Below are 24,284 nucleotides of genomic sequence, written 5' to 3'. Positions count from 1 at the left end.
ATGTTTAAAGCTCGAATCGTTGCTTTAACTGCTCAATAAATGTTGGTGGCCCACTTAGTTTCCATTCAAACCAATTGTCCCATTGCATGTATAAAGTGCTAGAGCCAAGTACTAGCTCATAGCTATCAAAGTCGATACCTTTATCAAATGCTAATGGACTATATTGCGAGCGGACTTTCCATCCTTCTCGTTTTAACTGTTCGATTATCTCATTGCCCTTAAGCGTAGCGACGTACTCGATAGTGCCGAGCATTAACTACGAAATCCCAAAAGCGCATCAAACCAATCAGATAGGCCCATCGCGCATCGCTCATCCGCTGCTCGAAGACCCCCAACAGTATTTTTTGAGCTTGTCACATAAGCCAATTGATTGAAGGGCCCGCCAACAATATCAAATGATCTTTTCATCTATGTTCCTCACAGAATTGACTAATCATCGGAATGAACTAACTACCGGCTTAAGTAAAATCATTCTTAGCTCTCAAGACTCAAATACGCTTCGCACATCCATACCTTAAGATATTGTCTAATATGGTTTTTTCTAGAAATGTAATCAAGAAAAAAAGTCCAAGATCAAATGAACTCGGTATATAGTTAACCAGCTTATAGAAGACTCGGAGCATAGCCGCTAGACTTAGCTGCGAATTAGCAATGACAAAGAGCTATAAATTAGCCCTTGCTCTTGAGCTGATTTCCTCTGATGTCCAAACGTATCGAGTCTCTTTATGACATCAAATCACTTATATCGGAGTTCAATCATTTGACTAGAAAACTAATCTCAAGCGGTTCCGAATTTGAGGCTAAAATTGGCTACTCAAGAGCCGTTGTTGAGGATCAACTGGTATTCATTTCGGGAACTACCGGCTACGACTACAGCACAATGTCCATAAGCGACAATGTCGCGGAGCAGGCCGAACAATGTTTTCTAAACATCCAGTCAGTGCTCGAAGAAGCCCAATGTAGCATCAGTGACATTGTGCGTATTCGATACATATTGCCCAATCGAGACGACTTCGAAAATTGTTGGCCAATCTTGCAAAAATGGTTAGGCGAAGTTCGCCCAGCAGCAACCATGTTTGAAGCGCGCTTGCTCAACGATTCCATGAAGATCGAGATTGAAGTGACAGCTAAGAAAAATAGCCCTAAAGCACAGCCCTAATACTCAGTCAACATTCAGCTTATTCGTTGAAGAAGCCGCTTCGCTTAACAAGCGGCTTGTTTCTATTATGCTAAATCAGCGGCTATAACAATGGCTTGTGCCTGATCCAACACCGTGCTACTTAACATAGTGTCTAAGCTTTCGGCATTGCTGACTGCATGTGAAACACGATGCGCACCTGCGATTACCGGCCCAACATCAGCTTGGGCAACCAACCATTGAATCGCCAAATGAGCAAGTGGAACCTGGTGTTGCTCAGCCAACGCTTTAAGTTGCTGTGCACACTTAAAATAGGGTGTGAAGTCGTCGCCGTTTAACTTAGGGTTATTGAAGCGATCATCGTTTTGATCAAAGTTATTGCTCGCGTTGAAATCCCCCCCTAACAAACCTTGCATCAACGGGCTATATGGTAAGTACTTCATGTCGTTTTCTGCACAAAATGGTAGGACTTTGCTGCGGCTGCGATAATCTAACTCGATATTATGATAGTGAGTCGGATCTTGCTCTAGTAAGTTGTAGAGCCCTTGAAAACTTGCGATATCAACATATTCTTGCAAGATTTCGACATCGCCTAAGCTATAGTTACACACACCTATATGGCGTACTTTTCCTGAAGCCCAAATTTTTGCTAAAGCGTCACCAGTTTGCTCTAAGGGGGTATTTGGATCAGGCCAATGAACTTGTAGCAAATCTAGATAGTCCGTGCCGAGGCGTTTTAAGGACTCTTCCAATTCACGTTCAATACTGGCTGCACTTAAATCATTGCGGACTTGTTTTTCGGCGTTCCAAGGCAAACCGCATTTGCTTGCGATAATTAGTTTGCTGCGGTCTTGAGTCTTTAACGCTCGGCCAAGCATGATTTCAGAGTGCCCTAAGCCATAAACTGGAGCGACATCAAAAAAATTAATACCACGGTCGATGGCTGCGTGAACAGTGCGAATCGACTCATCGTCATCAACGTTATTCCAAGTGCCGCCCATTGCCCAGCAACCAAATCCAATTGCCGATGCGTTTAAGTCTTTTATTTTTTTGTATTGCATACTTATGAGTATCCTATGAGGTTTTTTGGGTTGATGACGCCAAAACTGCCAGCTTGTCTAAGCTGAGATAATGCTGTTGAGATTGCGTATAAAGTTGGTCGAATAAAACTTGCGCATGCGCGTAATAATCTCGCATTTTCGGATCAGGCAATACTTGTTCGCTGTAGTGCACAACCCGAGCGCAAGCCTCTTGTAAGCTGTAGTACTTATTAATCGCTAACGCTCCTAAAATACAGCAACCTAAAATGCCATTTTCTTCACACTCTGGTTTAACTATTGGCAGGTCATAAATTGAGGCTTTAATTTCAAGCCAAAATCTATCTTTAGCCCCGCCGCCAGAAGCAATAACTTGCGTAACCGGACTATGGTCTTGCTTACGCATCAACTGCAAATTTCGCTGGGCGGCCATCGCAACGCCTTCAAGTATGCTGCGATAAAGGTCCGCCGCACGATGGTTTCGACTCAAACCGAAAAACTGAGCTCTTGAGCGACTAGCCGCGTTAGTTCTTTCACCGCTAAGGTAGGGCAAAAACATGAGCTGACTCGAACCTAAGGCTGAATCACGCGCCGTTGTTAACATCTCTTGATAACTTTTTTGATTATCATGAAACGCCAAACGTGCCCAGCGCATAGCGTCTCCCCCAGCGTCGAGAATAGAAAAGTTACCCCAAACATGCTGGTTTATGAGTACGTTATTAAGCAGTGGATTGGCGGTATTAGCTTGTGACCCAAGTACCGTAAGTAGGGTTGAAGTTCCGGTACTATCTGAGGCTTGTCCAGGGCTACAAACCCCCGAGCCAATTAAAGTAGCAACCATGTCAGCAGCACCTGCAATAACCGGAATCCCAATGGGTAATCCCGTATGCGTCACCGCCGCTTGAGTGTAGCCAATAATGGTATGCGATTCGACAATGGGTGGTAACTGTTGGGCTTTTATTGAAAACAGTTCTAATAGCTCTAGGTCCCATTGCTGAGAATAAGCATCCATTAAATAAAAACAAGAAGCTTCGCTGTGATCGGTGGCAATTTCTCCACATAAGCAGAAATTTATATAGTCCTTCGGCATCAATACCTTAGCTGTATTAGCCCAAAGCTGCGTTTCGTGTTCTTGAATCCATTTTAATTTGAAGGCTGGCCATGCTGTCGTCGGAGGGTTGGCGGTTTTAGACAATAAAGACTGCCAATCATTAGACCCTTTAAACTTTGATACTTGCTGCTGACAACGCTTATCGTTCCATAGTTGCGCATATTCGTTCAACAACTGACCGTTACTATCAAGCAGTACCGGGGCGTGCATTTGCCCACAACTAGCAATGACCTCTATACGCGAAAAAATCTCAGAATGCAGTAACTTAAGCTGTGAAATACAGCTACAAATACTATCCCACCATAGCTTTGGCTGTTGTTCTGACCAGCCTTGGCGTGGGGTGTTTTGGTCATATTCTTGCTGAACCAACGCTTGAATGGTGCCGTTGTGTTCGACCAAGGCGGCTCGCGCGCTTCCGGTTCCAATGTCTAAGGCAAGAATCACTGCGTTCATCGGTTTTCCTAGTTCAGAGCTGAGGCTTCAAGGTTGGATTCAAGCTCGCGAAATAACTCAGGTTGCTGTTCAAGCTGACTAAGAACCATAGTGGCAGTACTTAAACTCAAACCAAAACGGCGTACACCGAGCGCATACAATTGTTTAATCAATTCTAGGTCGCGAATGCCGCCCGCTGCTTTTATACCAATTCGGCCTTTGACTTGATCAGCGATAATACTCACTTTTTCAACAGTGGCGCCCGACTCAGCCCAGCCCGTCGATGTTTTTATCCACGTCATTCCAGCCGTGATAGCGATATCGCACACCCGCCGGATTTGGGCTTCATTTAGATAGTGAGTTTCAAGTATTACTTTAGCTGGCACTTCACCCGCCGCAGCTACCAAAGCAACTAGCTCTTGTTCGATGTATTCGAAATCTCCAGTTAAGACTTTGCCAATGTTAACCACACAATCAACTTCTTGAGCGCCGTCAACAATCAGCTGCTTGAGCTCAGCAACTTTGGTTGCTATCACATGCCCACCGCTAGGATAGCCAACCGGGCCAGCTGGGCGCACCAATGGGCTGGTGTTTAATAACTGCGATAGTAGCGGCATCCAGACCGGTAAAACATGTACCGAAATGAGATCGTAATGTCTGGCTAATTTGGCAACGGCTTCGATATCTCGCTGTTGATGTTGCGCTTGAACTGCGCTTAAGTCGATCATTCGTGCCAAATTAGACACCACAACATGCTGCTGAGCTTTCATAGATTATTTCGCCTTAAAAATATATAAACACAATAAAAGATAACAAAGAAAAATAAAAGATAATTCGATGTGACATTCATCGCAAAAATGCTAATGTTCATTGTCGACTCATTTTGTTACTTTAAACTCAATTAATTTGAATGGATCTGCCATGTTTGCCGAAGAACGACAAAACCACATCATTGAGATTCTTAATTCTCACGGCAAGGTATCGGTAGCCGATTTAAGCCGAGACTATGGGGTGACTGCAGCTACCGTTCGTGCAGACCTTAAGGTGCTTGAAGAACTCGGCTTATTGGTAAAAACACATGGGGGGGCGATTCTAAAATCCAAAGCTAGTTTCGAGCTAGGTTCAGACAAACGAAAGAGTTTGCATGAAACAAAAAAGTTGAGCATTGGATCGTTGGCAGCAAGCATGGTTGACGATCACGAAACCATTATTCTAGATACTGGAACCACTTCCCTACAACTAGCTAAAGGTCTACTCAATAAGAAGGGCTTGAAGGTTATTACCAATGATTTCGAAGTCGCTAGCGTGCTTGAACACGGGCAAGATTTAGATATTATTTTTTTAGGAGGCTTAGTTAAACGCCATTATCACTGCACCTATCATTTCGGCAATGACTCTATCGTAAATACCCTAAATGTCGACAAAGCCTTTATGGGAACCAATTCATTTTCAATCGATTCAGGCGCCTCAGTCGCTGACTTAAACCTAGCTGAAACAAAGCGTCTAATGGTAAAACAAGCCCGTGAAATCATTCTCATGTGTGACTCAAGCAAGCTGGGAAAAACATCCTTAGCTGTTTTTGCCCGGGCTGAACAAATCGACGTTCTAGTGACCGACACACCTCCACATGACATCGACTTATATACGCAAGCAGGGATAAAGGTATTGAATTGAACCGCGAGTCTATAACCTCAAGAGACTCTGCTGTTCCCCATAATTGGGTGCGTTTACAGTTCAACTATAGGCTTATTAGTCAAGTTACATTTCGTTTTACTATCTTTTGGTTTCTTTCTATAATCTGGACTAAGCCAGCCTTTCAGACAAGAACTTAGCAGCCGTACAACTGTTGGAATCGCGGTAATAGCGCCTTCGCCGAGTAATGCTGTTCAATACTAGCGCGAGCTTGCCTTTGCAGATGTTCGGCTTGGCTTTTGCTTAGCGATTGCCAATCAAGCAGAGTTTCACTCCATTTTAGTGCGTTAAAGTGCTCAAACATGTAACCATTACGCCGATGCTCAATCAAGCTTGCAAGCCCCCCCACCTTGGTTGTCATCACCGGAACCTTATTTGCCATAGCCTCTAACACGGCCATGGGCAATCCTTCTTGCAATGATGTTAAACACAATAAATCAATCTGCTTCCAATGGGATTGCATGTTCTTAACTTGACCTTTCCAAATCACATTAGCTGGAGAGCTCTGTTTGAGTTGATGTTCCATATCTCCATGTCCATAGATAAGAAAATCAAAACCGGGCAAGTGAGCAGCGAGTTCCAACACCCGTTGTGGCGCTTTAACCGCAACCACTCTACCAACAAACGCAATTTGCGGCCGCTTTAGGCGTAAAGGACGCTCATTTACAGGATTTATATTCACGAAATTGTCGATGTGAACGCATGTGCCTTTTACCTGTTGCTGCAAGGCAAGCGATACGCTGATATTGGCATCGGATAAGCGAGCACTATAAAAATCAAGCTTGGTATAAAACGCTAGGGCTCCCGTGCAAGCTTCTGCGGCGTGGTAACTTGAGACTAAGCGAACTCGACTGGTGCGGCAAAACAAACGCGCTAAAATCGAAGCTTTGTAACCATGACAGTGTAAAACCGATACACCTTGCTTAAGTACATATGAGCGAAGACGCGCAATGCTGCCATTTAGATAAATCACTTGGATTTGCTTGCTAATTAGCTGTGTGTGCAATGGATGCTGCTGACCATAATCTTTCCAAAACAACACGCGAACACTATAGCCTTGTGCTTGCAAGGCCGCAGACAGCTGTAACACATGGCTTTCAATTCCTCCTATGCCGCGACTATCGAGAAACATACAAATGGTGGGTGTGCAACATTTAGACATCACATTCCCTTAGAATTGAAATTCAATTTGTTGTTGATCAGTAGTGATGCTTTGTACCACTATCTCTGAACTTGAACCGGCCAGGGATAACAGTAAAACCTCGGCTATCAACTGTTCAGAGTGGCCCGCTAGACTAAGCTTTATCTCTAACTCATCAGCACTTAATTGCCCACGATAAACACAAGAGTTGTAGTTGATGATCTCTAGGTCTTGATCAAGCCACTGGGTACAGATATTGATATAACGTTTTTGAGCATCAAAACCGGGATAACTGATATTGACGTTAACTTGCTCATCGTTAGAAAAGTCAAACTCAGCGGCGGCTTGCAAGTCGCTTAATTCAAGATTAGAAGCTGCAATTGTTGAAGCGCTTTGCTGCGAGTTATCATTGTTTACCTCAGCTTGTGATTCAAGCAAACTGAAGCTTGAGCTGCTATTGGATGAAGCGCTTGAATTACCAGTAGTTGCGCCTTGAAAATTGTTGTTTGAACCAACATTGGTGTCGGTAGAGCTGACAGTTTCGCCACCAGATCCACCGCCACCACAGGCGCTTAGGAACATCAAAGGTAGCATGGTTAAGGGAGTCATTTGATTCATGGGTTGTCCTTTGTTAGTCGCTAAAAAGAAATTCTGCTTTCGCGTTGTCGATTAAGTACCAATCACTATATTCACGCCCTTCGCTAAGTACGTATGGGATAAATAGCGGATAAGCATCTGAGATACGGATCCGCTCCCAGGGGTGTTGCCAGTCGTAAGGGATTAAGATTGCCCACGGTAGTCCTCGCTCATTCTGGTAATAAGCACCCTGGCTAGGCTGACTAAAGTCGTCAAAGCTTGACCAAAAGCTATCGTCTACAATGTCGCGAGGCATCTGATTCTTAAGGTGAATTTCTAAAGTTTTACCTGGGCTAGTTTCAAAAATAGGCCACCTGGGGTAGTCTTCGCTGGCAAAAATAAAGGGATCAAATGGTGCTGGAGGAAGTGCCGATAACGCAAGACCACTAGCAAAGGGCAACACCACTTTAAAACGCAGCTCACCCGAAGCGGTGCATCCGCTTTGGGTCCTGTAGAAGTCACAGGTGTTGTCTACATTTAGGTAATCTCTGACGTCATCAGCGATTACAACCGTAAGTTCACTGTCGTCAACGTCTAGCGGGGTAGCCATAACTAGTTGGCCATTGATTTCAAAATTGATATTATTTTCAAGCACCTGCTGGCGCATTATGCCCGGTACGCGGATGGCCAAACCATTGTGATAACTCGCGCCTAAAGCCCGAACACTGCCATGTAACTCTAAACTTACAAGTTGAGCATTTTGATCACTAATGATTCGTGTTTGCAGTTTTAAAACTAAATCGTTGAGGTCGTAATCGCCCTGGGCAGGCCAGTTGTCCTCAAAGGCTACCGTAGCAAAACCACTTGCATTGGGATAAAAACTAACTGAATTTCCTTGATCAGCGATATATAGTTGTAGGTCTTCAACTTCGCCATCCGGGGCGCCGCCGCCGGCTTGAAGTTGTTCAATTGAACTAACTCTAAAACGAGCCCAGGTATCGCCTTTGACAGCATCAATAGGAACCTCAATTAACAAGGTTTGAGAACCTTTAGTGAGCGCAAAACCTTCAAAAACTTGCTCATTGACATCAAAGAGACCGTTACTATTAAAATCTATCCAAGCATTTAAATAGCCTGCCTTGGACGCGATCACTTGCACCAGAAACTCAAGGCCTTGTTGCGCTGGAGTAACCCATGCTACGCCATCTTCATCATCTCGCCACTGATCGCTATCGTCACTGAGCGGGAATACTCGAGCATCGTTTTCACCATCAACTAAGGATCCTAAGCGAATGGCTTCAGCCACCAATTGATGCCTAGCACCATTAACCCCTAGCGAGCTTGCATAACTATCAGGGGCATCTCCAAAGTCAATATTGGCTTCTTGCGACAAAATTGGCGCGATAGCGCAACGTGCTCCGTCGTTATTCCCAGAGCTAGGTCCCTGTGCAAATTCAATCGCGATCGGCTCACTCTGGCTCACATCAATTTGAAATATTTTGCCATCGCTATTACGGCTGATATAAAGCATACCTTCGAGGTCAAAGTAAACCGCGCCAAAAGTGCCGCTAACACCGATATCTGAAACTAGGTCACTTGCGCCACTTAAACTATTTACCCGCCATAACTGTCCATAACCATCAACACTATAAAAATGTCCATCAGATGGATGAAAAGCAAGATCAAAAATTCTAAGGTTAAGTGCGCTACCATCAATGACTTTTGCGGCCGCTAGAAAGTCTGGGGAGTTAGGATCAAGTTCAATGCGATACAAACCAAAAGCAGCACCACTGCGATACAAATAATGGGCATTTTCATCAACAGCAATGTCGCCCACATAAAAGCTAGTTTGAGGGTCTAAGCCACGCCAATCGATAGCCAAGGGTGACACTTGAAAGTCATCGCCTATTTTTACTAAGGTTCCGTATTCATAAGACCAAGCGTATAGGTAATCATCATGTAGGTTGAATGCCATCGCATTGAGCTTGGAATTTGTCCCCATGTCTGTTGAAAGCTCTTCAACAAAACCGGTGGCTAGATTCACACCATAAATCTTTGCCACCGAGTCCTGGACTAAAAAGGCTTGGCTTGGACATTGCAAAAATGGGGCACTAAATCCTGTTAACGGGAACAATAAAAACCCGAGCAAAACAAACGATGACATTCTCATGGGCAATCCTTTCGCTACAAATCAAGGTTAAAGCGATGATTAAATCGCTTTAACATGATGGGTATAGCAAGGACCAAGCCTAGTTTTTAAGCTTCTGATTTACATATAAAAAAACGCCCGAAGGCGTTTAACAACAAGCTGTTTTTGCATTTTGCAATTTAGGCTAAATTGGCATCTTCCCAGGCTTGCTTTTTGCGGTAAATGGTTGAAGGGCTCACTTCTAAAAGCTCAGAAGCTTTCGGGATATTTCCATCACAATGCTCTATGGCTTGCTCGATGACTTGTTTCTCGGTTAACCACAAAGGTTGAATCGTATACTCACTGGCGCTCTCTTCACTAACGCTAAGTTCATCTGTGCTTAGCTGCGCTACTTGAGGCTCAATTTTTTCGACACTCCCCTCGGGCACATGTTGGCTTAAAGGGAAAGGCAATTGCGCTGCCAGTACTTCAATACCGTCGTGCAATACACACACATTGCGAATAACGTTTTGCAGCTCTCTAACGTTTCCTGGCCAATTATAGTTACTCATCACAGTGGCGGTCAAATTGCTAAAGCGGCGAAACTGTTTGTTCTCTTCCTTCGCAAAATGCTGCAAAAAACGCAAGGCTATGGTGATAATGTCTCGCCCACGGTCGCGTAAGGGCGACAAATGCAAGGGTACAACGTAGAGGCGATAATACAAATCTTCTCTAAAACGCCCTGCTTTTACTTCTTCCCAAGGGTCTCGATTCGTTGCACATAAAAATCGAATATCGACGACTTCTTCTTGACTGCCACCTACTTTTTGAAAACGTCCTGTTTGCACAAAGCGCAGTAGTTTGGTTTGTAACTCAAGATCCATCTCCCCTATTTCATCGAGGAAAAGCGTGCCACCATTAGCCTGTAAGGCTGCGCCAGCGCGGTGAGTATGCGCTCCGGTAAATGCCCCTTTTACATGTCCAAAGATTTCACTTTCCATGAGATCTTTGGGAATAGCGCCACAATTTAGCGCAACAAAGGGCTTAGCTGCGCGCGGACCTTGTTTATGGATGGCTTCAGCGCACACCTCTTTACCAGTGCCGCTTTCGCCGGTAATAAATACGGTTGCTTTACTGGGCGCAACCGCTTCAATCATGCGATAAACCTGCTGCATTGGCAGGCTTGATCCCACAAAACCGTGAAAGCTATCGCGATTCACGTCGCGCTGGTAATCATCAACAATAGCGCTTAAACGATGTAACTTAAGCGCGTTATTGACAGTCATTTTAAGACGCTTGGCATCAAAGGGTTTCTCTAGAAAGTCACTAACTCCTAGGCGCATAGCGTCTACGGCGGAGTCCACAGAGCCATAGGCGGTGATAATAATCACTGAAGTAGGGATACTTCGTTGTACCATCCATTCGAGAACTTTAAGGCCATCCATGTCTGGAAGTTTTAAGTCAAGTAACATCACTTGTGGGCTTTGCTGCTCAAGTATAACTAACGCTTGCGCGCCCGTAGCTACTCGCTGAACCTTTAGGTCTTCCTTACTCAGATAGGCACTATAAGTTGCTGCCAAGGTGTCGCTATCTTCGACTAAAAGTATTGATGCTTGCGCAGTTGCAACCATTGTCCTTCCTTTTATTCAATAAAGGCTTGTGCAAAGTCGAGGATCGCAGCCAGTGCTATCTCAACTTGCTTGGGTAAGTACGGAACCAACTTTTCCAACTCACTGCTGTCTTCACTTTTGGCGCTGGATTCAACCTGAGCACAAATCATTTGTAGGCGTTTCGCACCAAAGGTAGCAACATTACCCTTAATCGCATGTGCTTGAGCACAAACACTTGACCAATCTTGCTGCTCGAAGGCTAACATAAGCTCGTCGAGTCTCTCGTTAGTTTCGGACTCAAGAAGGTTAAGCATCAATGGCAGCGCTTCAAATCCTGCATCAAAGGCCAGTTGTTCAAGTCGTTTGACATCCAAAATATCAAATTTATCAAATCGCGGATCATCAAACTCGTCTTCAATAGCTTCAGTTGCCTTTTCATCCTTAAAGTCGGGTCTTAATTCAGCGGCTTCGATTTGGCTTAAATCGAGCTGTTCAGTTGTTAATTGTTGATGGGGTTCGTGGCTTATATTTGCTTCAGCCTCGAGTTCTGAGTCCAAATCAAGTAGGTCACCGCTCACCAACATCGACCATTGCTCAATACAGCTACGAAGCAGCGCAATATCCAAAGGTTTAGTTATAAAATCATTCATACCTGCACTAAAGCAAGCCTGTTTATCTTCTTCAAAAGCGTTAGCGGTCATGGCGATGATTGGACAATGCTGGTTCGGCCCAAGCTTTTCTCGAATACGGCGCGTAGCTTCCAGCCCATCCATCACCGGCATTGCCATATCCATCAATATGATATCAAATTTTCGCTGCTGCGCTTGTTGTAAGCCTTGTCGCCCATCGTTAGCGCAGACTAACTCGTGTACATAGCCTTTTAGCACTTGTTCAACTACGGAACGGTTCATGGCACTGTCTTCAACGAGTAAAACTATTGGCTTGCGGGCCAGACTTGGCCCATCTTTTTTACTTGATGACATCGGAAGTAATGGGCTTTTTCGACCACTAAATGGAAGCAGCACAGAGAAACAAGTCCCTTGATCCAACACACTATCAATGGTGATTTTGCCATTCATTTTTTCAACAATTTGATGGGTGATGGCTAAGCCTAAGCCCGTACCTGAATAGGTTCGGGTGCTGGTATTATCAACTTGAAAAAACTCTTCAAATAAATGGGCTTGTTGCTCTGCCGATATTCCGATCCCGGTGTCTTGGATCTTAAGTAACACACCCTGTTCGGCTTCAACTAGCAAACTCACCTTAACGCCGCCATGATTGGTAAATTTAAGCGCATTCCCCAGCAAATTGAACACAATTTGTCTAAACCTTAAGGGCTCACCAAAGTACTCATCGCTAAGATTTTCATCCAAATCCAAGCTCAAACTTAAATATTTTTGCGACGCTGTTGAGTCAAATAGTTCCACAATACTGCGTAGTGTTGAACGCGGGTTAAACCACTCCTCATTGAACTCCAATCGTCCTGCTTCAATACGAGAGAAGTCCAACACATTGTTAACTAAAGCCATTAAGGTATGCCCTGCCTCATTGGCAGTATTCACAAAGTGACGCTGTTGATCGTCGAGTTGTGACTCTTTTAAGATTTGGTTCATATTAATAATGGCGTTGAGTGGCGTTCGAATTTCGTGACTCATACTTGCTAAGAAACGACTTTTAGCAAGACTCGCCGCTTCTGCATCGACCTTAGCTTGCGACAAGGAAGCTTCAACCGCTTTTTGTTCACTTAAGTCAGTAAAGTGAGCAACATAGTGCGTCACAACTTCATTGGAATCTTTAACTGAAGAAATACTTAGCCATTCAGGTAAAAGCTCCCCATTTTTACGTTGATTCACAATTTCGCCTTGCCAAGAGCCGGTATCGTTTAAGGCTTGCCACATATTCTTAAAAAAGGCTTGGTCATGTCGTTGTGAAGAAAGCAGACTAGGGCTCGAGCCAATAGATTCGACTTCGCTATAACCAGTAATACGGCAAAAAGCTTGATTCACTCGAACAATTGTAGCCTTAGCATCGGTAATAAAAATTGCTTCATTCGCATCAAAAGCTTGCGCTGCTAATCGTAACTCTTGTTCGGCCAATTTTCTGTCACTGATATCCCGCATATAAGCGGTAAAAATAGTATCGTCGCCCACTTCAACCGAAGAAATCGTCAGCTCCGACAAAAACTCGCGTCCACTACTATCAATTGCTGGTAATTCTAAGCGCTGGCCTAAAACCGGCGCCTCTCCGGTATCTCGAAAATGTTTCAAGCCTTTTCGGTGTGCTTCTCGCAAGTGTTCAGGCACGATGTAATCAGATAGATCTTTGCCCATCATGTGTTCACGGGTATAACCAAAAATACGTTCGGCGCTTTGGCTAAATTCAATAATATGTCCGTGACGATCGATGGTAATTACTGCATCCATCGAGGAAGACAAACTGGCTTTAAGCAGTTGTTGGTGGCGGCTGAGCTCTGTAGATAAGCGTTCTTGTTGCGAGATGGATTGTTTAAACTCCAAATGCGACTTTTCCAATGCCTTCGACATTTTATTGAATGCAGCCATGGCTTGGCTGATCTCATCGTCACCGTCGATGTCCAATTGAAGACCGGGACCCACTTCGGTAATTGTTTTTGCGGCATCTCGCAGCCGTAATAGCCGTCTGGTTAAATAGGTACCTAACAGAAGCGAAAACACGCCCAACATGGCAACATTTAGTGCGGCAAGCCCCATAGCAAAAGAGCTGGCAGTACCGATAAGTTCGTGGAATTGATTAACATGTATCCCAACTAAGACACGCCCTATCACCTGCCCCTGCTCGGCTATATTTGCATAGGATCGAAACACACCATCGAGAGTGTCCGAGGGCTTGAGTACATACGATTGCGGGGCAATAGTTGGATAGTCGCGACCACCTTGACTAAGGATTTCACCCGAGGAGTTTTCGAAAATGACATAACTGATATAAGGCTTGGTTAACAACTCTTGCACTGTGCTGTCTAGCAAAGCGATATCATTTTGAGCCAGAGCTCTAGCACTGGTATTTGCAATAAGCTCGGTTGTCGTTAGCGTATAATGAATGAGGTGTTGCTCGTTGGAATCATGTAACCAGCGTACGCTGGCCACAACTAACACCGCCAATAAAGCCGCTTGGATGAAAGTAACACCCAGTACTGTTTTTGCCCTAAAACTTAACTTCAAGCGCAAACTTACATCCTTGATTTAGCGTGTTTATAGCTTGATTCTAGCCCTATACTCGCATAGATAACAATTGAGAATTTTGAATGTGTTGTTCACACCATCTAAACAGCTTAGGTGATATCTTATTTAATCGCTTTGCACTGCGTAAAACTAAGCTTTTAAAACTAGGATTAAATCTATCGTTTAAGACCACCCCCATCACGTTCGCATCAACGCTCTCAAGCTCTCGTTTAGCATTTAGCAGTTGTATGCTGGAAGTCTTACCAGCCAACACACACAGCAACACGCTATCGCTGACACGACATACAGACTGGGCGCTAATGTTGCCGCTGTTGTAGCGATTTAAAGCACTGGTATCAAGTAAAACTAAATGATAGTGCTGCTTCCAGCTTAAAAACCATTGTTGCAACAATTGGGCATCGCGCAATTGTTGACGTAAATCGAAATCAATTGGTGCACACAAGTAGTCAATTCGTGCTTGAGTCTGTAGGTTTTGACTGTCAAGGGCGCGAGTCCAACAAATTTGTGTTTCCGGCGCGATATTACTACGTGGATGGTGCAAATTAAGATCGACAACTAACACCCGTTTTCCGGCATTTTTTGTGCGCTGTGCAATCGCATCAATTAATGTGCTCACCCCTTCACCCGCTGTCGCAGAAGTGACGCTAATGCAGCTTGAGCTTAAGGGGCTAATCTGCTGATAAACTCGCTCTAATTCTTGATAATTATAAGGTAACAGGCTCATTTTATTCTCCACGTTTAACTGCGAAAGCTTATAAAATCCCAAGTACAGCAGTGATGGTAACCACTCTAAATACATCTTCTAAACCTTGACGCGCTTTAGCCCAGTTACTGTCTTCACGCATCGGGACATACACCGTATCGCCAGACCGAAGTACAGGTAATAATGCAAAGTCTCCAGTTTGTGCAAATTCCAACAAATCAAAGCTTTGGGCCTTGTCTTTGCAACACGACAAATTAACCACGGTTATTTTTTCTGGGTAACCGTTGTTTTCCAAACCACCAGCCTCGGCCAGTAAGTCAAGTAAGGTCATGTCGTCATTAAAGCGATAACGACCAGGTTTACGCACCGCTCCTAAAACTCGAACGGTGGTTTCTTTTGATTCAGACAACCAATCTCTGTCCTTTTCTGGGATGTAGATAGAATCGCCAGGCACAACTTTAGGTAACAAGGACTCGTCGCCAGTTTCGAAGTACAAAGCCAAATCCAATTGCGATACGCGAGCATGGCCACCGTCTCGATGACTGATGCGCAAGTTACGCAGGTCAGCATTTGCCGCTGGACCATCAGCAGCCGCTAAAATATCTAGGAAATGCATGCGGGGGTCAAAACGATAGCGACCAGGCGCAACCACTTGCCCAAAAACATAGATGCTGTCTTCTGAACGCTGACGTACCCACTGACTTTTATTGTCACTTGGGTCATCTGGTAATTGCGGCACCATTATCGTAGTACCAGCAACGATCGGAGGTAACATGTTTCCAGCTGACTCGCCGCTGATATACGCATCTAGATTGAACAACACTGATTTGGTTTGCTGGCCGCCCATCTGATACAGAATACGAATTGCGGCGGTGTCAGCACTAGGTTTTGGGCCTCCGGCATGTGCTAATAAGTCCATTAGTGACATTTCATCGGACCATTCGAAACGACCGGGTTGATTCACCTCCCCCATCACCTTAACTGCTCGATTTGGTGATACTTTGGTCCATGATTTCTCATTAAGGTCAGTTTTTTCCGGAACAAAAATCGCGTCACCAGGGCCTATATCCGGCATGCTAGTTATCAAGCCTTCGGTAAACGCCAGTAAATCAAAGGGCTCCACCCCGCCGCTTTGACGAATAATTCTGATCTGTCGGGTTTCAGCAAAGCGCGTTGGACCACCAGAATTGGCTAAAATGTCTAGAAAACCAGCGCTTTGATTGCCCTCGTAAGCACCTGGCTTAAACACTTCGCCCATAACATAGACAGTATTTGCTCCGGATTTGATTTCTTCTTCTTGCTTGGGTACAAAAATGGTAGTTCCAGCTTGTAGCTCAGGCAACAAACTAGCATCACCACTATCAAGATAAGCTTTTAAATCAAAAGTTTGTGGTCGAGAATCGACGATAACTCTAATTTGTTCAACACTCGCATAGCGAGTAACCCCACCGGCTCGCATTAACATATCAACTAAGCTGGCATTGGCTTTAAACGAAAAGCTGCCAGGGTTATACACTTCACCAAATACCTTTACAGCTGAGCGATTTTCAGCCGCGTCCCCTTTATCGTTTAAGCTCTTCGGATCAAAATCTACGGCCACATTACCTATTTTAGGAGAGGCGGGAACAAACAGTACGTCTAATGATTGTAGTGTTGGAAGTAAGCTTACATCGCCACTATCAAGGTAGCTTTTGTAGTTAAACACTAAGGGGTCTGGCATCGATTCCCGGCGCAGCTGTATACGATCAAGTTGCGCTCCGCTACGTAAACCACCAGCGGCCTGAATGGCCATTTGTACACCTGAACCCTGCGACAAGACCACTTCGCCAGGGACTTTTACGAAGCCTCGAACGCTGACTCGTATACGTTGTTCAGCAAGAATAACTCTTAAGCCACTGAGGTCTCGGTATGCCGAACTCAACTTGCGCTGAATCTGCTTCTCCAGTTGTTCTTCACTAAAACCTGAGACCATTACCGGTCCAACTTCAGGCAGAATCAACTGACCACTGCGATTAACCTCAAAGGTTCGATCCAAACTGCTCTCCCCTGGTAGTACGATTTGAACAACATCACCGGCTTTCACCAATATTCCGCGCTGGGCAAAACTAGCCGCCGATACCAGTAAACAAAACAACATGGCGCAATAAAAAGTTAAACCTTTGATATTCATAATTTTTTCCTTAAAGAGCTGCCATCGCATTGATACGCAACGCCTGCTGGTGCTCCAAGCTCGCATTCAGACTTGAACTGGGTTCTAAAAAACTAATAGTTACCCGACGATTAGAAAGACGAACCGCCTGTTCATCTCCGGCTAGATATGGCGCGTTATCAGCAATCCCTAGCACTGTCATTTGCTCGCTTACAAGGCCTTGTTTGGCTAGATAGCTGGCCACATTTTCGGCCCGCTTGGTTGACAGCTTTTGCTTATAAGCTTCATCCCCTTTGCTATCGCTATGTCCAGTGATGGTAATTGCCAATGAACTTGCGATTAGTAAGGGAGCAACCTTTTGTAACTGGTCTTGATAAGCGGGACTTAAATCACTGGAATCATAAGCAAATTGGTTATTGCTGTTCACTAAGGCGTCTAGGGCTAATACAAGGGCGCTAGCATTTAGTTGCGGAAGACCATCAATACGACAAGCTGAGCCATCAAGCGCCCGTTGCAGACGTTGCTCCAGCATATTAAGAAAGCGTTGCTGAATTTCAATATCATTAGCTGCATCGAGTCCTAAGCCCCCTTCTATCTCACGAAATATTCGCTGCTCTTGCAAGCGAGCTTGACTCACCGACGCGGGGAAACATAGCTCAGCGCCTTCGAGCACCAAAATCTCTAGCTGGTGTTTGAGTAAGGTGGATTGAAACAACATGCCATGCTCAGGTCCTAATTGTTTCTCTGGCCCCATATCGACCCAAGCTAATAGATCAAGCTCATTCTCGGCAAAACCACCTTTACCAGGCTCCGCCCATGTGGTGCAGCCAGAGAGTCCAATCGAGCACGCTAATACTAAGACCATGTTCTTCATCACTTGCTCCTTACGCCGCTACGGATTGTTCGATAGACCAGCTTTGATCTAATCGAAGCAAGGCCAACAGGCGCTGTGATTGCTGGCTTACTCCGCAAATATGCAACTGGCATTGCTTTGAACGTAACAGCTTGAAGATTTTCACTAATCTATAAATGGTTTCCATGCCCAATTCTGGTTGCTGTTCAAAATTAAGCGTGACTTGTTTACAGGGACTGTGGCTACTAAATTCGTGAAAACTCTGCTGTATGTTTTGCAGTACTTGGGCGTGGCTGTCAGCATTGGTCAAATTGGACTGCCAATCGATCAGTAGTTCATGTTGGCTTGGTGCAATAGTCGTATTCATAGTGCTTCCTCACGTTGACCACTTGCCGATTAATTCGTCCAGTGGTGGATATATTTTGTTGCTGTACACCCTGGTATAGCGAGAATCGTTCCAATTTGTAAATAAGCAATGAAAACAGCTAGATAAGTATATGTTTAAGGCATAAAAAAGCACATTTGCAGAATGCGAATGTGCTTTTTAGATAGCGCAGCATTAATCTAGAATCGTTTGGCTAAATAACTGAGCCCACCATAAAAGCTAGCAAAATGACCTTCGACTAAATAATTCAAACTGTGGCACAACTTAGGACTTACACCTTTGGGGAGCAAGCGCGGCAAAAATGCTAAAACATACGCCAGCGCTTGCAGCCCAAACAACACAGCAAACCACGTTGAGTGCTGTGCTAGCAGTAGCGATCCTATGCAGCTAACAATCATGCAAAAAGGGATGACCACGCGCAATGCTTTGCCTGAGAAGAAGGTAAATGCTAAACCTTTGAAACGAGGCTTTAGCATTCCCCGTAAACGAATTAACTGCTGCATGTTGCCTGCGCCAATACGTTTACGCCGGCTTCGATCTTGGGAGTTTGGGGCTTGCTCTAATTCAAGCGCATTAATTCGTGAATCATAGACCGCTTCAAAACCACGCTGCAAAATTTGCATTGGGATCATAAAATCATCATTTATGGTGTCGGCCGCCAGTGTTTGGTAAGCGCTGCGCTTGAACAAATAGAAAGCGCCATGCGCACCTAGAGGTGCACCCAACTGCGCTTCGCAACGTTTTAGCTCTCGCTGATAGTCCCAATAACGGGCTTCACCGTGAGAGCCTGGACTGAGCATATGATAATGCGCGCACACCACAGCAGTTCGCGGGTTTTGAAAGTCGCTAGCCGCAATGAGCAGCGCGTCAACCGATATCAAGGCTGAAACGTCGCTAAGACCAACAATGTCAGCCTCACTGGCTGCAATACATTGGTTCAGTACCGCCACTTTTCCACGATTGCGTTCAAAGTTGTGTAATTGGAAATCAATTGCACACTCACTCAAACAATCGATGGTTTCACGGGCAATTTTGGCCGTATCGTCTGAACAACCATCGCAGGCAATATTTACCGTTAGCAATTGTTCCGGATAATCAAGGCTAGCCATATTAAGTATTTTTTGGGCGATAAATGCTTGCTCATTGTAGGCCGGAATAATGATCTCGATACTGGGCAGCTTGTCACCTAAAGCGTAAGCGCGCTCACTTCCTCGCAACAGTTGATTGTCTTGGCTTACTCGGCAGCTAAGTAATTTTAACAATAGCGGATATATCGCATGGTGATAAACCACCAAAAACATCGCAAGCCCGGTTAAAAACATGAGTACATTCATGATGTTCTCCTTATTGATAAAGCTGACGCAAGGCGGCGTAATTTCGAGCTGTGGTACGAAGGTCTCCACATTTTTTTACGAATTGTCGCGGATTACTAACCTTGCTATTGTTAATTTGTTGCTCTAAAGCTTGGGCTAAGGTGAATGCGGAGCCCGGCTCAACTAAAAGTCCGCTACCTGGACAAAGCGCTTCTTTTGAAGCGCCAACGTTGGTCACCACCGCCGGTATAGAGCATGATTGCGCTTCTAAAATGACTAATGACAAGCCTTCAAAATAAGAGGGTAAACAAAACACATCGAGTGACTGATAAAACTGGGGCATGTTTTGTACATTACCTAGCAAATGCACGCGGCCCTGTAGGCCAAATTTCTCAATTAACTGCTCCAAAACTGACTTTTGACTGCCCTGACCCGCAATACATAATTGATAATTCGCCGGCAGAAACTGCATTGCTTCTATCAGTACAGCGTGCCCCTTCACCAATTCAAGTCGCCCCGCAGTACCAACCATATGCACTGCAGGTTCAAGGCCTAAAGCAGCTCTTGCTCGGGTCTTATTACCGGGCACAAACTGGCTCAGATCCACCCCATTTTTTATTACTTGAACTTGATCATCATCCAAGATCAACGCGTTGCGAAGCTCACTAGCAACCCGCTCGGCGTCAGCAACCAAAATCGGTTTAACTAGCTTTAGAATTGCCGATTGTAAAAATCGACGCTTAGCCTGTCGCAGATGCCAAGCATCATGTTCAGTATGAATCAGTACTGGTACGTGGGCCAAACGAGCAGCTATTCCTGCATATATCAAGGGACCTATATGATGGGTATGCACCACGGGGGTTTGCCATTGTCGAAATAGGTTTACTAAGGTGCGTACTGTGGACCAGCTCCATCCCGCTTGCTTGTCCAAAAATATTAAACGATCAGCAAAAGGCTTTAATCGGGGCCAAAGCTCTAATGCATCTTGCTTATTACCTTCCAACGATACGATAACGCCCTCTTCATCACTGCTCTCAAGCCTTTTCAAGTCTAGCGCCATGGTTTCAATACCACCCGGCTGTAGATGCTGTACCACTTGTACCCATGTGTTCATAAACTATTCCTTTAATGGTGGAATTCGACTTAAGACGCGTAAACCTAACAAGTCTTCGACTTGCTGTTGCGTGCGTAGACTGGAGTCACAAAGTTCGCTAAGCACTACAATTGCAAATCCTAATAACAAGCCAGCTACTAAACCTGCAACGGCGTACATCCAAAGGGGCAGTGTTGACGGAGAACTTGGCGTATAGGGACGGTCAATTATCTTAATCCGCTCGGAACCTTCAAATAAGCCCAATGCCCCGGTCACTTGCGCCATTTCGTAGCGAGTTAACAAATTCTCATAGAGCTGACGTTTTACTTTTAGATTACGATTTAGCTCTCGTAGCTGCTGTTCTTGCTCCCCGACCCCTTGCAGTTTTGACTCAATGCTTTTGGATAGGGCTCGTAGCTGGGTGACTTCTTCCTCGGCGGCAACAACTTTATGCCGTGCGCTAAGCAAGGCTTGCGCTTGCACAACTAACATATCGCTTTGACTATCACTCAATTGCAGCTGTGAATTTAGAATGCCTTGTTCAATCGTTAGCAGTCTCTCACTGGGCTGTTCAAGTACTGTCATCCGCTCTTCCTCCAAGCGGCGTAAGTTACGTTTAACCGCCAAGACTTTGCTATGCCCATCGGTATAACGAGAACTTAAGTTGGCGAGATTAGACCGTTGCGCCACAATTTGTTCTTCAAGACGAAGTAACACAGGGTCGGTTCTGGAAAGCTGCTGATCAATGGTTCCTAGGCTTTGCTTGGCACCGGCCAATATGGCCTCTTTTTCTACTAAAGACTGGCTTAACTGGGCCAGTCGCTCTGCATTCACGGTATAGAGTTCGGGTAAACTGCTTGCGTTTTGGGTTCTAAACCAAGCCAATGCGTCTTCAGCTTCTTGTAATTGTTCACTGCTTTTAAGCAAGTGCAGCTCTAAAAATTTTTGGGAGTCTTGAATCGAAGAGCGCTCTGGGGCTAACAGTTGGTCGATAAATTGCTGAGAAACCGACTGCAACAACTGAGCCATTCCCTCGGGACTTTGAGCTTGGTAATCAATGCGTATTAAATCACGGCCAATTAAGCGCACATTGAGATTTCTCGATAACAACGCTATTACTTGATCTTTGCTCAAATCGCTGTCGTTTTCCTGGAACAAACCTTGGTCAAGAGCAACCTGGCTTAAAATGTGCCTACTTTTTAAAAGCGTAGACAATGCGTCCATACGAGAGTCAAGGTTAGAGGACACAGCTAGATCTTCCAAAAAGGGATTTAGTTTTGCTGTTTCTTGTATCAACATACTAGTATGCGCTTGATAGCGCTTAGGTGCATTTGACCCTACAGCGAGGCCGACAACCGGAAGTATCAATACCGGAAGTACTAAAGCATAACGTCTACGCCACAGCGCAAAACAAAACAAATATAGCTTTAACAGCACTTGCGCCATTGATTTCCCCTAGTTCAAAACAATATGAACGGGTGTTGCCAGATCCATTCCAGTTTTAAAATAGTTTTTATTATCATGTAGTTAAATGAGATTCATGCACCCAACCGTTATCAGTTTGCAATTTGCAAAGCGCACACTTGAGTTAACGAATGAAGCTAAGCTTGGAACAAAAACAATAGTTCTACACAGGCTGCAGGCAACTAAGAACTTGCTAGGCTTAAAGTACACGTGCTCTTATTTCCCGTTTATGTCGCTTTAAATTCCAAAACCCCAATTTTTTTAGCTTTCAGGCAGCTTTAGTCGGTCAACAGACATAGCCGTAGACATTGTTTAAAACGGTTGGCACATGGATAAAGCAAAGGCTTGAGTTGTAGTGGCTAGGCACTCTGTTTGCTAAGGAAGGTGAATCGATGATCAATAGTGCTGAGTTGGTATCTTAGGGCGACAGCTAGAATTTAAGGGACTTTTTAGTCTTTTGGAGCAACAGCGGTGCTACCTATCAATGTTTTTACACCCTTGGGATTATTTCATTGCACCGATTTAAGCTGCCTTGGAGCCAGATGCTAGCAGCAATATTCTTTATCGCTGTTGGCGTTTGAATAAGCTGCACTTACCTTTACTCAAAACAGTTTCAATCGAGCGTAATTTAGCGCCGCATAAGGATGAGAGTTAAAAATATTTTGCTAGGAACCAGCAATAACAATCCAGTGCCGATAAGCCCAGCAATGATTTGCACTCCCCGCACTCCCATGCTGGAGCTGATATCTGTGAACATGGCCAACGCTATACCTAGGGCAACTAGGCACAAACCCAAGCCCATCACCAAGTATAGGATTAACTTAGTTTTATCGCTCATTGCCTTCTCGCATGTACAAAGTGATTATTTAATTATGCCGAATAATAAAATCAACTTTGTTGCGAGAACTCAATTTAATATTGATTAACCAGGATGGCCATCGACCCGCGCCTTAAACAACATTTTTGCGTGCAAAAGGACAAACATACTAAATCCACACATCCATAGTGCCGCTGAAACATGTAACCACAGTTGCAGTTGTGTTGGCCACCACGCAACCGCAACCCCACGAATTAGTGCTGCTATTGCAACAGCCAAAAAGGCGGGCCACATTACCGGACCTTTATATATGTCTCGACCAGTATGACCTAAGGTGACGCGGCTGATCATCGCAAGTATAAGCCCACCTAAAGCGCCAATAGCAAAGATGTGCAATGCGCTGTGGCTTAACAAGGGATTATTAGCCAAGCCTTTCACAATCAAAAAGCTTGGTATAAACGCGTAGGCCAAGTGTAGAGACCAAACCAGCGGTTCTGCCATACACAACCACGGTTTCCAACGCACAAAACGCAGCAATTGAGCTAAGCCTGCGAACAGCATGAGCATGGGAGCAAGGTCTAAGTAGACCAAAGGGAAAAAGCTTAATAAAAACAATAATAACAAGGAGATCGTCGCCAGATACTCAAGTGCCGGTAGTGGCTCAGCTTTTTGGTAATTAAAGCGCCTTGCTGAGAAAAACGGTATGACCCGTCCTCCCATAACCGAGAGTAGCAAAACAAACCACCACAACATCGCCTGCCATATTGCACTAGAGCTAAACGGTGTTAAGCCTTTAATGCTGGCGTAACTTGCAAAATTGACCGCAATTGCCATCAAAAATAGCGGTACAAAGAAGAGATTACGCCAACCTTTGACCACAACAACACGCCAGCCAATTTCGTAGCACACCCCGAGTAGAAATAAGCCTTCAATAACACTAATCACCCAAGTAGGTACCGGTAACCAAAACATGACTCGCACGCTAAGCCATAGGGCTAATAACAACGCTAGTCGCCAGCCCTTGGTGCCCGGATTACCGGTCCAGTTTTGCACCGCCGTCAACACAAAGCCGACAACAATCGCAATTGCAAAACCAAATAGCATTTCATGTACATGCCACCACAGTGCTGGCACTTGCAGCGCTGCAGGTTGACCATGACTTAAAGCCCAAATCCACAGCGCAATCGCAATCACAGCATAACTTGCACCGACCAAAAAGAATGGTCGAAACCCTAAGCGAAAAAAGGGAGGAGTACGCTCTTCGAGGGCTTTATCAATAATGTTCAAGGCTGTTCCTTTAGAGTTCTCTTAAGCTCAAGGCGCACACTCTAACCTAGCCGGGTTTTGCCGCCAACTTATTCAAGAAATAATTCAAGAAAATGGTATAGCAAGCCATATGAACGATTCTCCCGACTCTTATTCTA

General features: G+C 44.8%; 21 protein-coding genes. 2 read left to right on the top strand and 19 right to left on the bottom strand.

The features are described 5' to 3' along the window. Positions 1 to 4: 4 nt before the first annotated feature. Positions 5 to 253 (bottom strand): hypothetical protein, encoded by a 249-nt coding sequence (locus DBZ36_RS10360; protein ID WP_199711826.1) that lies wholly within the window; start codon positions 251 to 253, stop codon positions 5 to 7. Continuing rightward, positions 253 to 408: a hypothetical protein gene (locus DBZ36_RS20520; RefSeq protein ID WP_158589071.1), complete on the bottom strand. Its 156-nt coding sequence runs from the start codon at positions 406 to 408 to the stop codon at positions 253 to 255. The genes DBZ36_RS10360 and DBZ36_RS20520 overlap by 1 nt, the downstream gene beginning before the upstream one ends. A 352-nt stretch (positions 409 to 760) precedes the next feature. Between DBZ36_RS20520 and DBZ36_RS10355 the strand changes: the two genes are divergently transcribed. Then, positions 761 to 1,159 carry a RidA family protein gene (locus DBZ36_RS10355; RefSeq protein WP_120354868.1) on the top strand — a complete coding sequence of 133 codons (399 nt, stop codon included), beginning with the start codon at positions 761 to 763 and terminating at the stop codon, positions 1,157 to 1,159. A 65-nt stretch (positions 1,160 to 1,224) separates the two neighbouring features. Here the strand turns inward: DBZ36_RS10355 and DBZ36_RS10350 are convergent, their stop codons facing one another. Genes DBZ36_RS10350 through deoC form a run of 3 tightly spaced genes read right to left on the bottom strand, consistent with a single transcriptional unit; the run spans position 1,225 to position 4,488 of the window. After that, a complete protein-coding gene (locus tag DBZ36_RS10350) occupies positions 1,225 to 2,199 on the bottom strand; it encodes an aldo/keto reductase (protein WP_120354867.1) in 975 nt (324 codons plus the stop codon). 13 nt (positions 2,200 to 2,212) lie between these two features. Next, positions 2,213 to 3,739, bottom strand: a complete 1,527-nt coding sequence (locus tag DBZ36_RS10345) for a xylulokinase (RefSeq protein WP_120354866.1) — start codon at positions 3,737 to 3,739, stop codon at positions 2,213 to 2,215. 8 nt (positions 3,740 to 3,747) lie between these two features. Further along, positions 3,748 to 4,488, bottom strand: a complete 741-nt coding sequence (gene deoC, locus DBZ36_RS10340) for a deoxyribose-phosphate aldolase (protein ID WP_120354865.1) — start codon at positions 4,486 to 4,488, stop codon at positions 3,748 to 3,750. Between the two features lie 151 nt (positions 4,489 to 4,639). Between deoC and DBZ36_RS10335 the strand changes: the two genes are divergently transcribed. Continuing rightward, on the top strand, positions 4,640 to 5,392 hold the full coding sequence (locus DBZ36_RS10335) for a DeoR/GlpR family DNA-binding transcription regulator (protein ID WP_120354864.1): 753 nt from the start codon (positions 4,640 to 4,642) through the stop codon (positions 5,390 to 5,392). A gap of 154 nt (positions 5,393 to 5,546) precedes the next feature. Here DBZ36_RS10335 and DBZ36_RS10330 read toward each other — a convergent pair whose 3' ends face one another. The 14 genes from DBZ36_RS10330 to DBZ36_RS10265 all read right to left on the bottom strand — a co-directional run bounded on the left by DBZ36_RS10330 (position 5,547) and on the right by DBZ36_RS10265 (position 24,147). Beyond that, on the bottom strand, positions 5,547 to 6,572 hold the full coding sequence (locus DBZ36_RS10330; RefSeq protein ID WP_120354863.1) for a glycosyltransferase family 4 protein: 1,026 nt from the start codon (positions 6,570 to 6,572) through the stop codon (positions 5,547 to 5,549). Between the two features lie 9 nt (positions 6,573 to 6,581). Continuing rightward, complete coding sequence (locus tag DBZ36_RS10325) at positions 6,582 to 7,169, bottom strand: hypothetical protein (RefSeq protein ID WP_120354862.1); 588 nt, start codon at positions 7,167 to 7,169, stop codon at positions 6,582 to 6,584. Between the two features lie 13 nt (positions 7,170 to 7,182). Further along, positions 7,183 to 9,297 carry an LruC domain-containing protein gene (locus tag DBZ36_RS10320; RefSeq protein ID WP_120354861.1) on the bottom strand — a complete coding sequence of 705 codons (2,115 nt, stop codon included), beginning with the start codon at positions 9,295 to 9,297 and terminating at the stop codon, positions 7,183 to 7,185. A gap of 158 nt (positions 9,298 to 9,455) precedes the next feature. Beyond that, complete coding sequence (locus tag DBZ36_RS10315) at positions 9,456 to 10,886, bottom strand: sigma-54-dependent transcriptional regulator (protein WP_120354860.1); 1,431 nt, start codon at positions 10,884 to 10,886, stop codon at positions 9,456 to 9,458. 11 nt (positions 10,887 to 10,897) lie between these two features. Next, entirely contained in the window at positions 10,898 to 14,068 is a 3,171-nt protein-coding gene (locus tag DBZ36_RS10310) for a PAS domain S-box protein (RefSeq protein WP_120354859.1), read from the bottom strand. A 43-nt stretch (positions 14,069 to 14,111) separates the two neighbouring features. After that, a complete protein-coding gene (locus tag DBZ36_RS10305; protein WP_120354858.1) occupies positions 14,112 to 14,807 on the bottom strand; it encodes a P-loop NTPase family protein in 696 nt (231 codons plus the stop codon). A gap of 28 nt (positions 14,808 to 14,835) precedes the next feature. Next, the gene (locus DBZ36_RS10300; protein ID WP_120354978.1) at positions 14,836 to 16,923 is read right to left on the bottom strand and encodes an SLBB domain-containing protein; all 2,088 of its coding nucleotides are present in this window, start codon (positions 16,921 to 16,923) and stop codon (positions 14,836 to 14,838) included. A gap of 43 nt (positions 16,924 to 16,966) precedes the next feature. Next, positions 16,967 to 17,809, bottom strand: coding sequence for an OmpA family protein (locus DBZ36_RS10295; protein ID WP_120354857.1), 843 nt, complete (start codon positions 17,807 to 17,809; stop codon positions 16,967 to 16,969). A 10-nt stretch (positions 17,810 to 17,819) separates the two neighbouring features. Beyond that, the gene (locus tag DBZ36_RS10290; RefSeq protein WP_120354856.1) at positions 17,820 to 18,155 is read right to left on the bottom strand and encodes an STAS domain-containing protein; all 336 of its coding nucleotides are present in this window, start codon (positions 18,153 to 18,155) and stop codon (positions 17,820 to 17,822) included. Between the two features lie 197 nt (positions 18,156 to 18,352). Further along, positions 18,353 to 19,507, bottom strand: a complete 1,155-nt coding sequence (locus DBZ36_RS10285; RefSeq protein ID WP_120354855.1) for a glycosyltransferase family 2 protein — start codon at positions 19,505 to 19,507, stop codon at positions 18,353 to 18,355. Positions 19,508 to 19,517: 10 nt separating this feature from the next. Beyond that, a complete protein-coding gene (locus DBZ36_RS10280) occupies positions 19,518 to 20,600 on the bottom strand; it encodes a glycosyltransferase (RefSeq protein ID WP_120354854.1) in 1,083 nt (360 codons plus the stop codon). Positions 20,601 to 20,603: 3 nt separating this feature from the next. Continuing rightward, entirely contained in the window at positions 20,604 to 22,025 is a 1,422-nt protein-coding gene (locus DBZ36_RS10275) for a GNVR domain-containing protein (protein WP_120354853.1), read from the bottom strand. A gap of 646 nt (positions 22,026 to 22,671) precedes the next feature. Next, positions 22,672 to 22,881, bottom strand: coding sequence for a hypothetical protein (locus DBZ36_RS10270; RefSeq protein ID WP_120354852.1), 210 nt, complete (start codon positions 22,879 to 22,881; stop codon positions 22,672 to 22,674). A gap of 84 nt (positions 22,882 to 22,965) precedes the next feature. Next, positions 22,966 to 24,147, bottom strand: a complete 1,182-nt coding sequence (locus DBZ36_RS10265; RefSeq protein ID WP_120354851.1) for an NnrS family protein — start codon at positions 24,145 to 24,147, stop codon at positions 22,966 to 22,968. Between the last annotated feature and the right edge of the window lie 137 nt (positions 24,148 to 24,284).

The sequence above is a fragment of the Alginatibacterium sediminis genome (assembly GCF_003610775.1).
Classification (GTDB): Bacteria; Pseudomonadota; Gammaproteobacteria; order Enterobacterales; family Celerinatantimonadaceae; genus Alginatibacterium; species Alginatibacterium sediminis.
The sequence above is the reverse complement of the archived record's forward strand: the minus strand, read 5'-3'. Positions and strand labels throughout refer to the sequence as shown.

Bases quoted from the DNA above. Each gene is read 5' to 3' on its own strand.
- DBZ36_RS10360 (WP_199711826.1), bottom strand. From the start codon at position 253: ATGCTCGGCACTATCGAGTACGTCGCTACGCTTAAGGGCAATGAGATA.
- DBZ36_RS20520 (WP_158589071.1), bottom strand. From the start codon at position 408: ATGAAAAGATCATTTGATATTGTTGGCGGGCCCTTCAATCAATTGGCT.
- DBZ36_RS10350 (WP_120354867.1), bottom strand. From the start codon at position 2,199: ATGCAATACAAAAAAATAAAAGACTTAAACGCATCGGCAATTGGATTT.
- DBZ36_RS10345 (WP_120354866.1), bottom strand. From the start codon at position 3,739: ATGAACGCAGTGATTCTTGCCTTAGACATTGGAACCGGAAGCGCGCGA.
- deoC (WP_120354865.1), bottom strand. From the start codon at position 4,488: ATGAAAGCTCAGCAGCATGTTGTGGTGTCTAATTTGGCACGAATGATC.
- DBZ36_RS10335 (WP_120354864.1), top strand. From the start codon at position 4,640: ATGTTTGCCGAAGAACGACAAAACCACATCATTGAGATTCTTAATTCT.
- DBZ36_RS10330 (WP_120354863.1), bottom strand. From the start codon at position 6,572: ATGTCTAAATGTTGCACACCCACCATTTGTATGTTTCTCGATAGTCGC.
- DBZ36_RS10325 (WP_120354862.1), bottom strand. From the start codon at position 7,169: ATGAATCAAATGACTCCCTTAACCATGCTACCTTTGATGTTCCTAAGC.
- DBZ36_RS10320 (WP_120354861.1), bottom strand. From the start codon at position 9,297: ATGAGAATGTCATCGTTTGTTTTGCTCGGGTTTTTATTGTTCCCGTTA.
- DBZ36_RS10315 (WP_120354860.1), bottom strand. From the start codon at position 10,886: ATGGTTGCAACTGCGCAAGCATCAATACTTTTAGTCGAAGATAGCGAC.
- DBZ36_RS10305 (WP_120354858.1), bottom strand. From the start codon at position 14,807: ATGAGCCTGTTACCTTATAATTATCAAGAATTAGAGCGAGTTTATCAG.
- DBZ36_RS10300 (WP_120354978.1), bottom strand. From the start codon at position 16,923: ATGTTGTTTTGTTTACTGGTATCGGCGGCTAGTTTTGCCCAGCGCGGA.
- DBZ36_RS10295 (WP_120354857.1), bottom strand. From the start codon at position 17,809: ATGAAGAACATGGTCTTAGTATTAGCGTGCTCGATTGGACTCTCTGGC.
- DBZ36_RS10290 (WP_120354856.1), bottom strand. From the start codon at position 18,155: ATGAATACGACTATTGCACCAAGCCAACATGAACTACTGATCGATTGG.
- DBZ36_RS10285 (WP_120354855.1), bottom strand. From the start codon at position 19,507: ATGAATGTACTCATGTTTTTAACCGGGCTTGCGATGTTTTTGGTGGTT.
- DBZ36_RS10280 (WP_120354854.1), bottom strand. From the start codon at position 20,600: ATGAACACATGGGTACAAGTGGTACAGCATCTACAGCCGGGTGGTATT.
- DBZ36_RS10275 (WP_120354853.1), bottom strand. From the start codon at position 22,025: ATGGCGCAAGTGCTGTTAAAGCTATATTTGTTTTGTTTTGCGCTGTGG.
- DBZ36_RS10270 (WP_120354852.1), bottom strand. From the start codon at position 22,881: ATGAGCGATAAAACTAAGTTAATCCTATACTTGGTGATGGGCTTGGGT.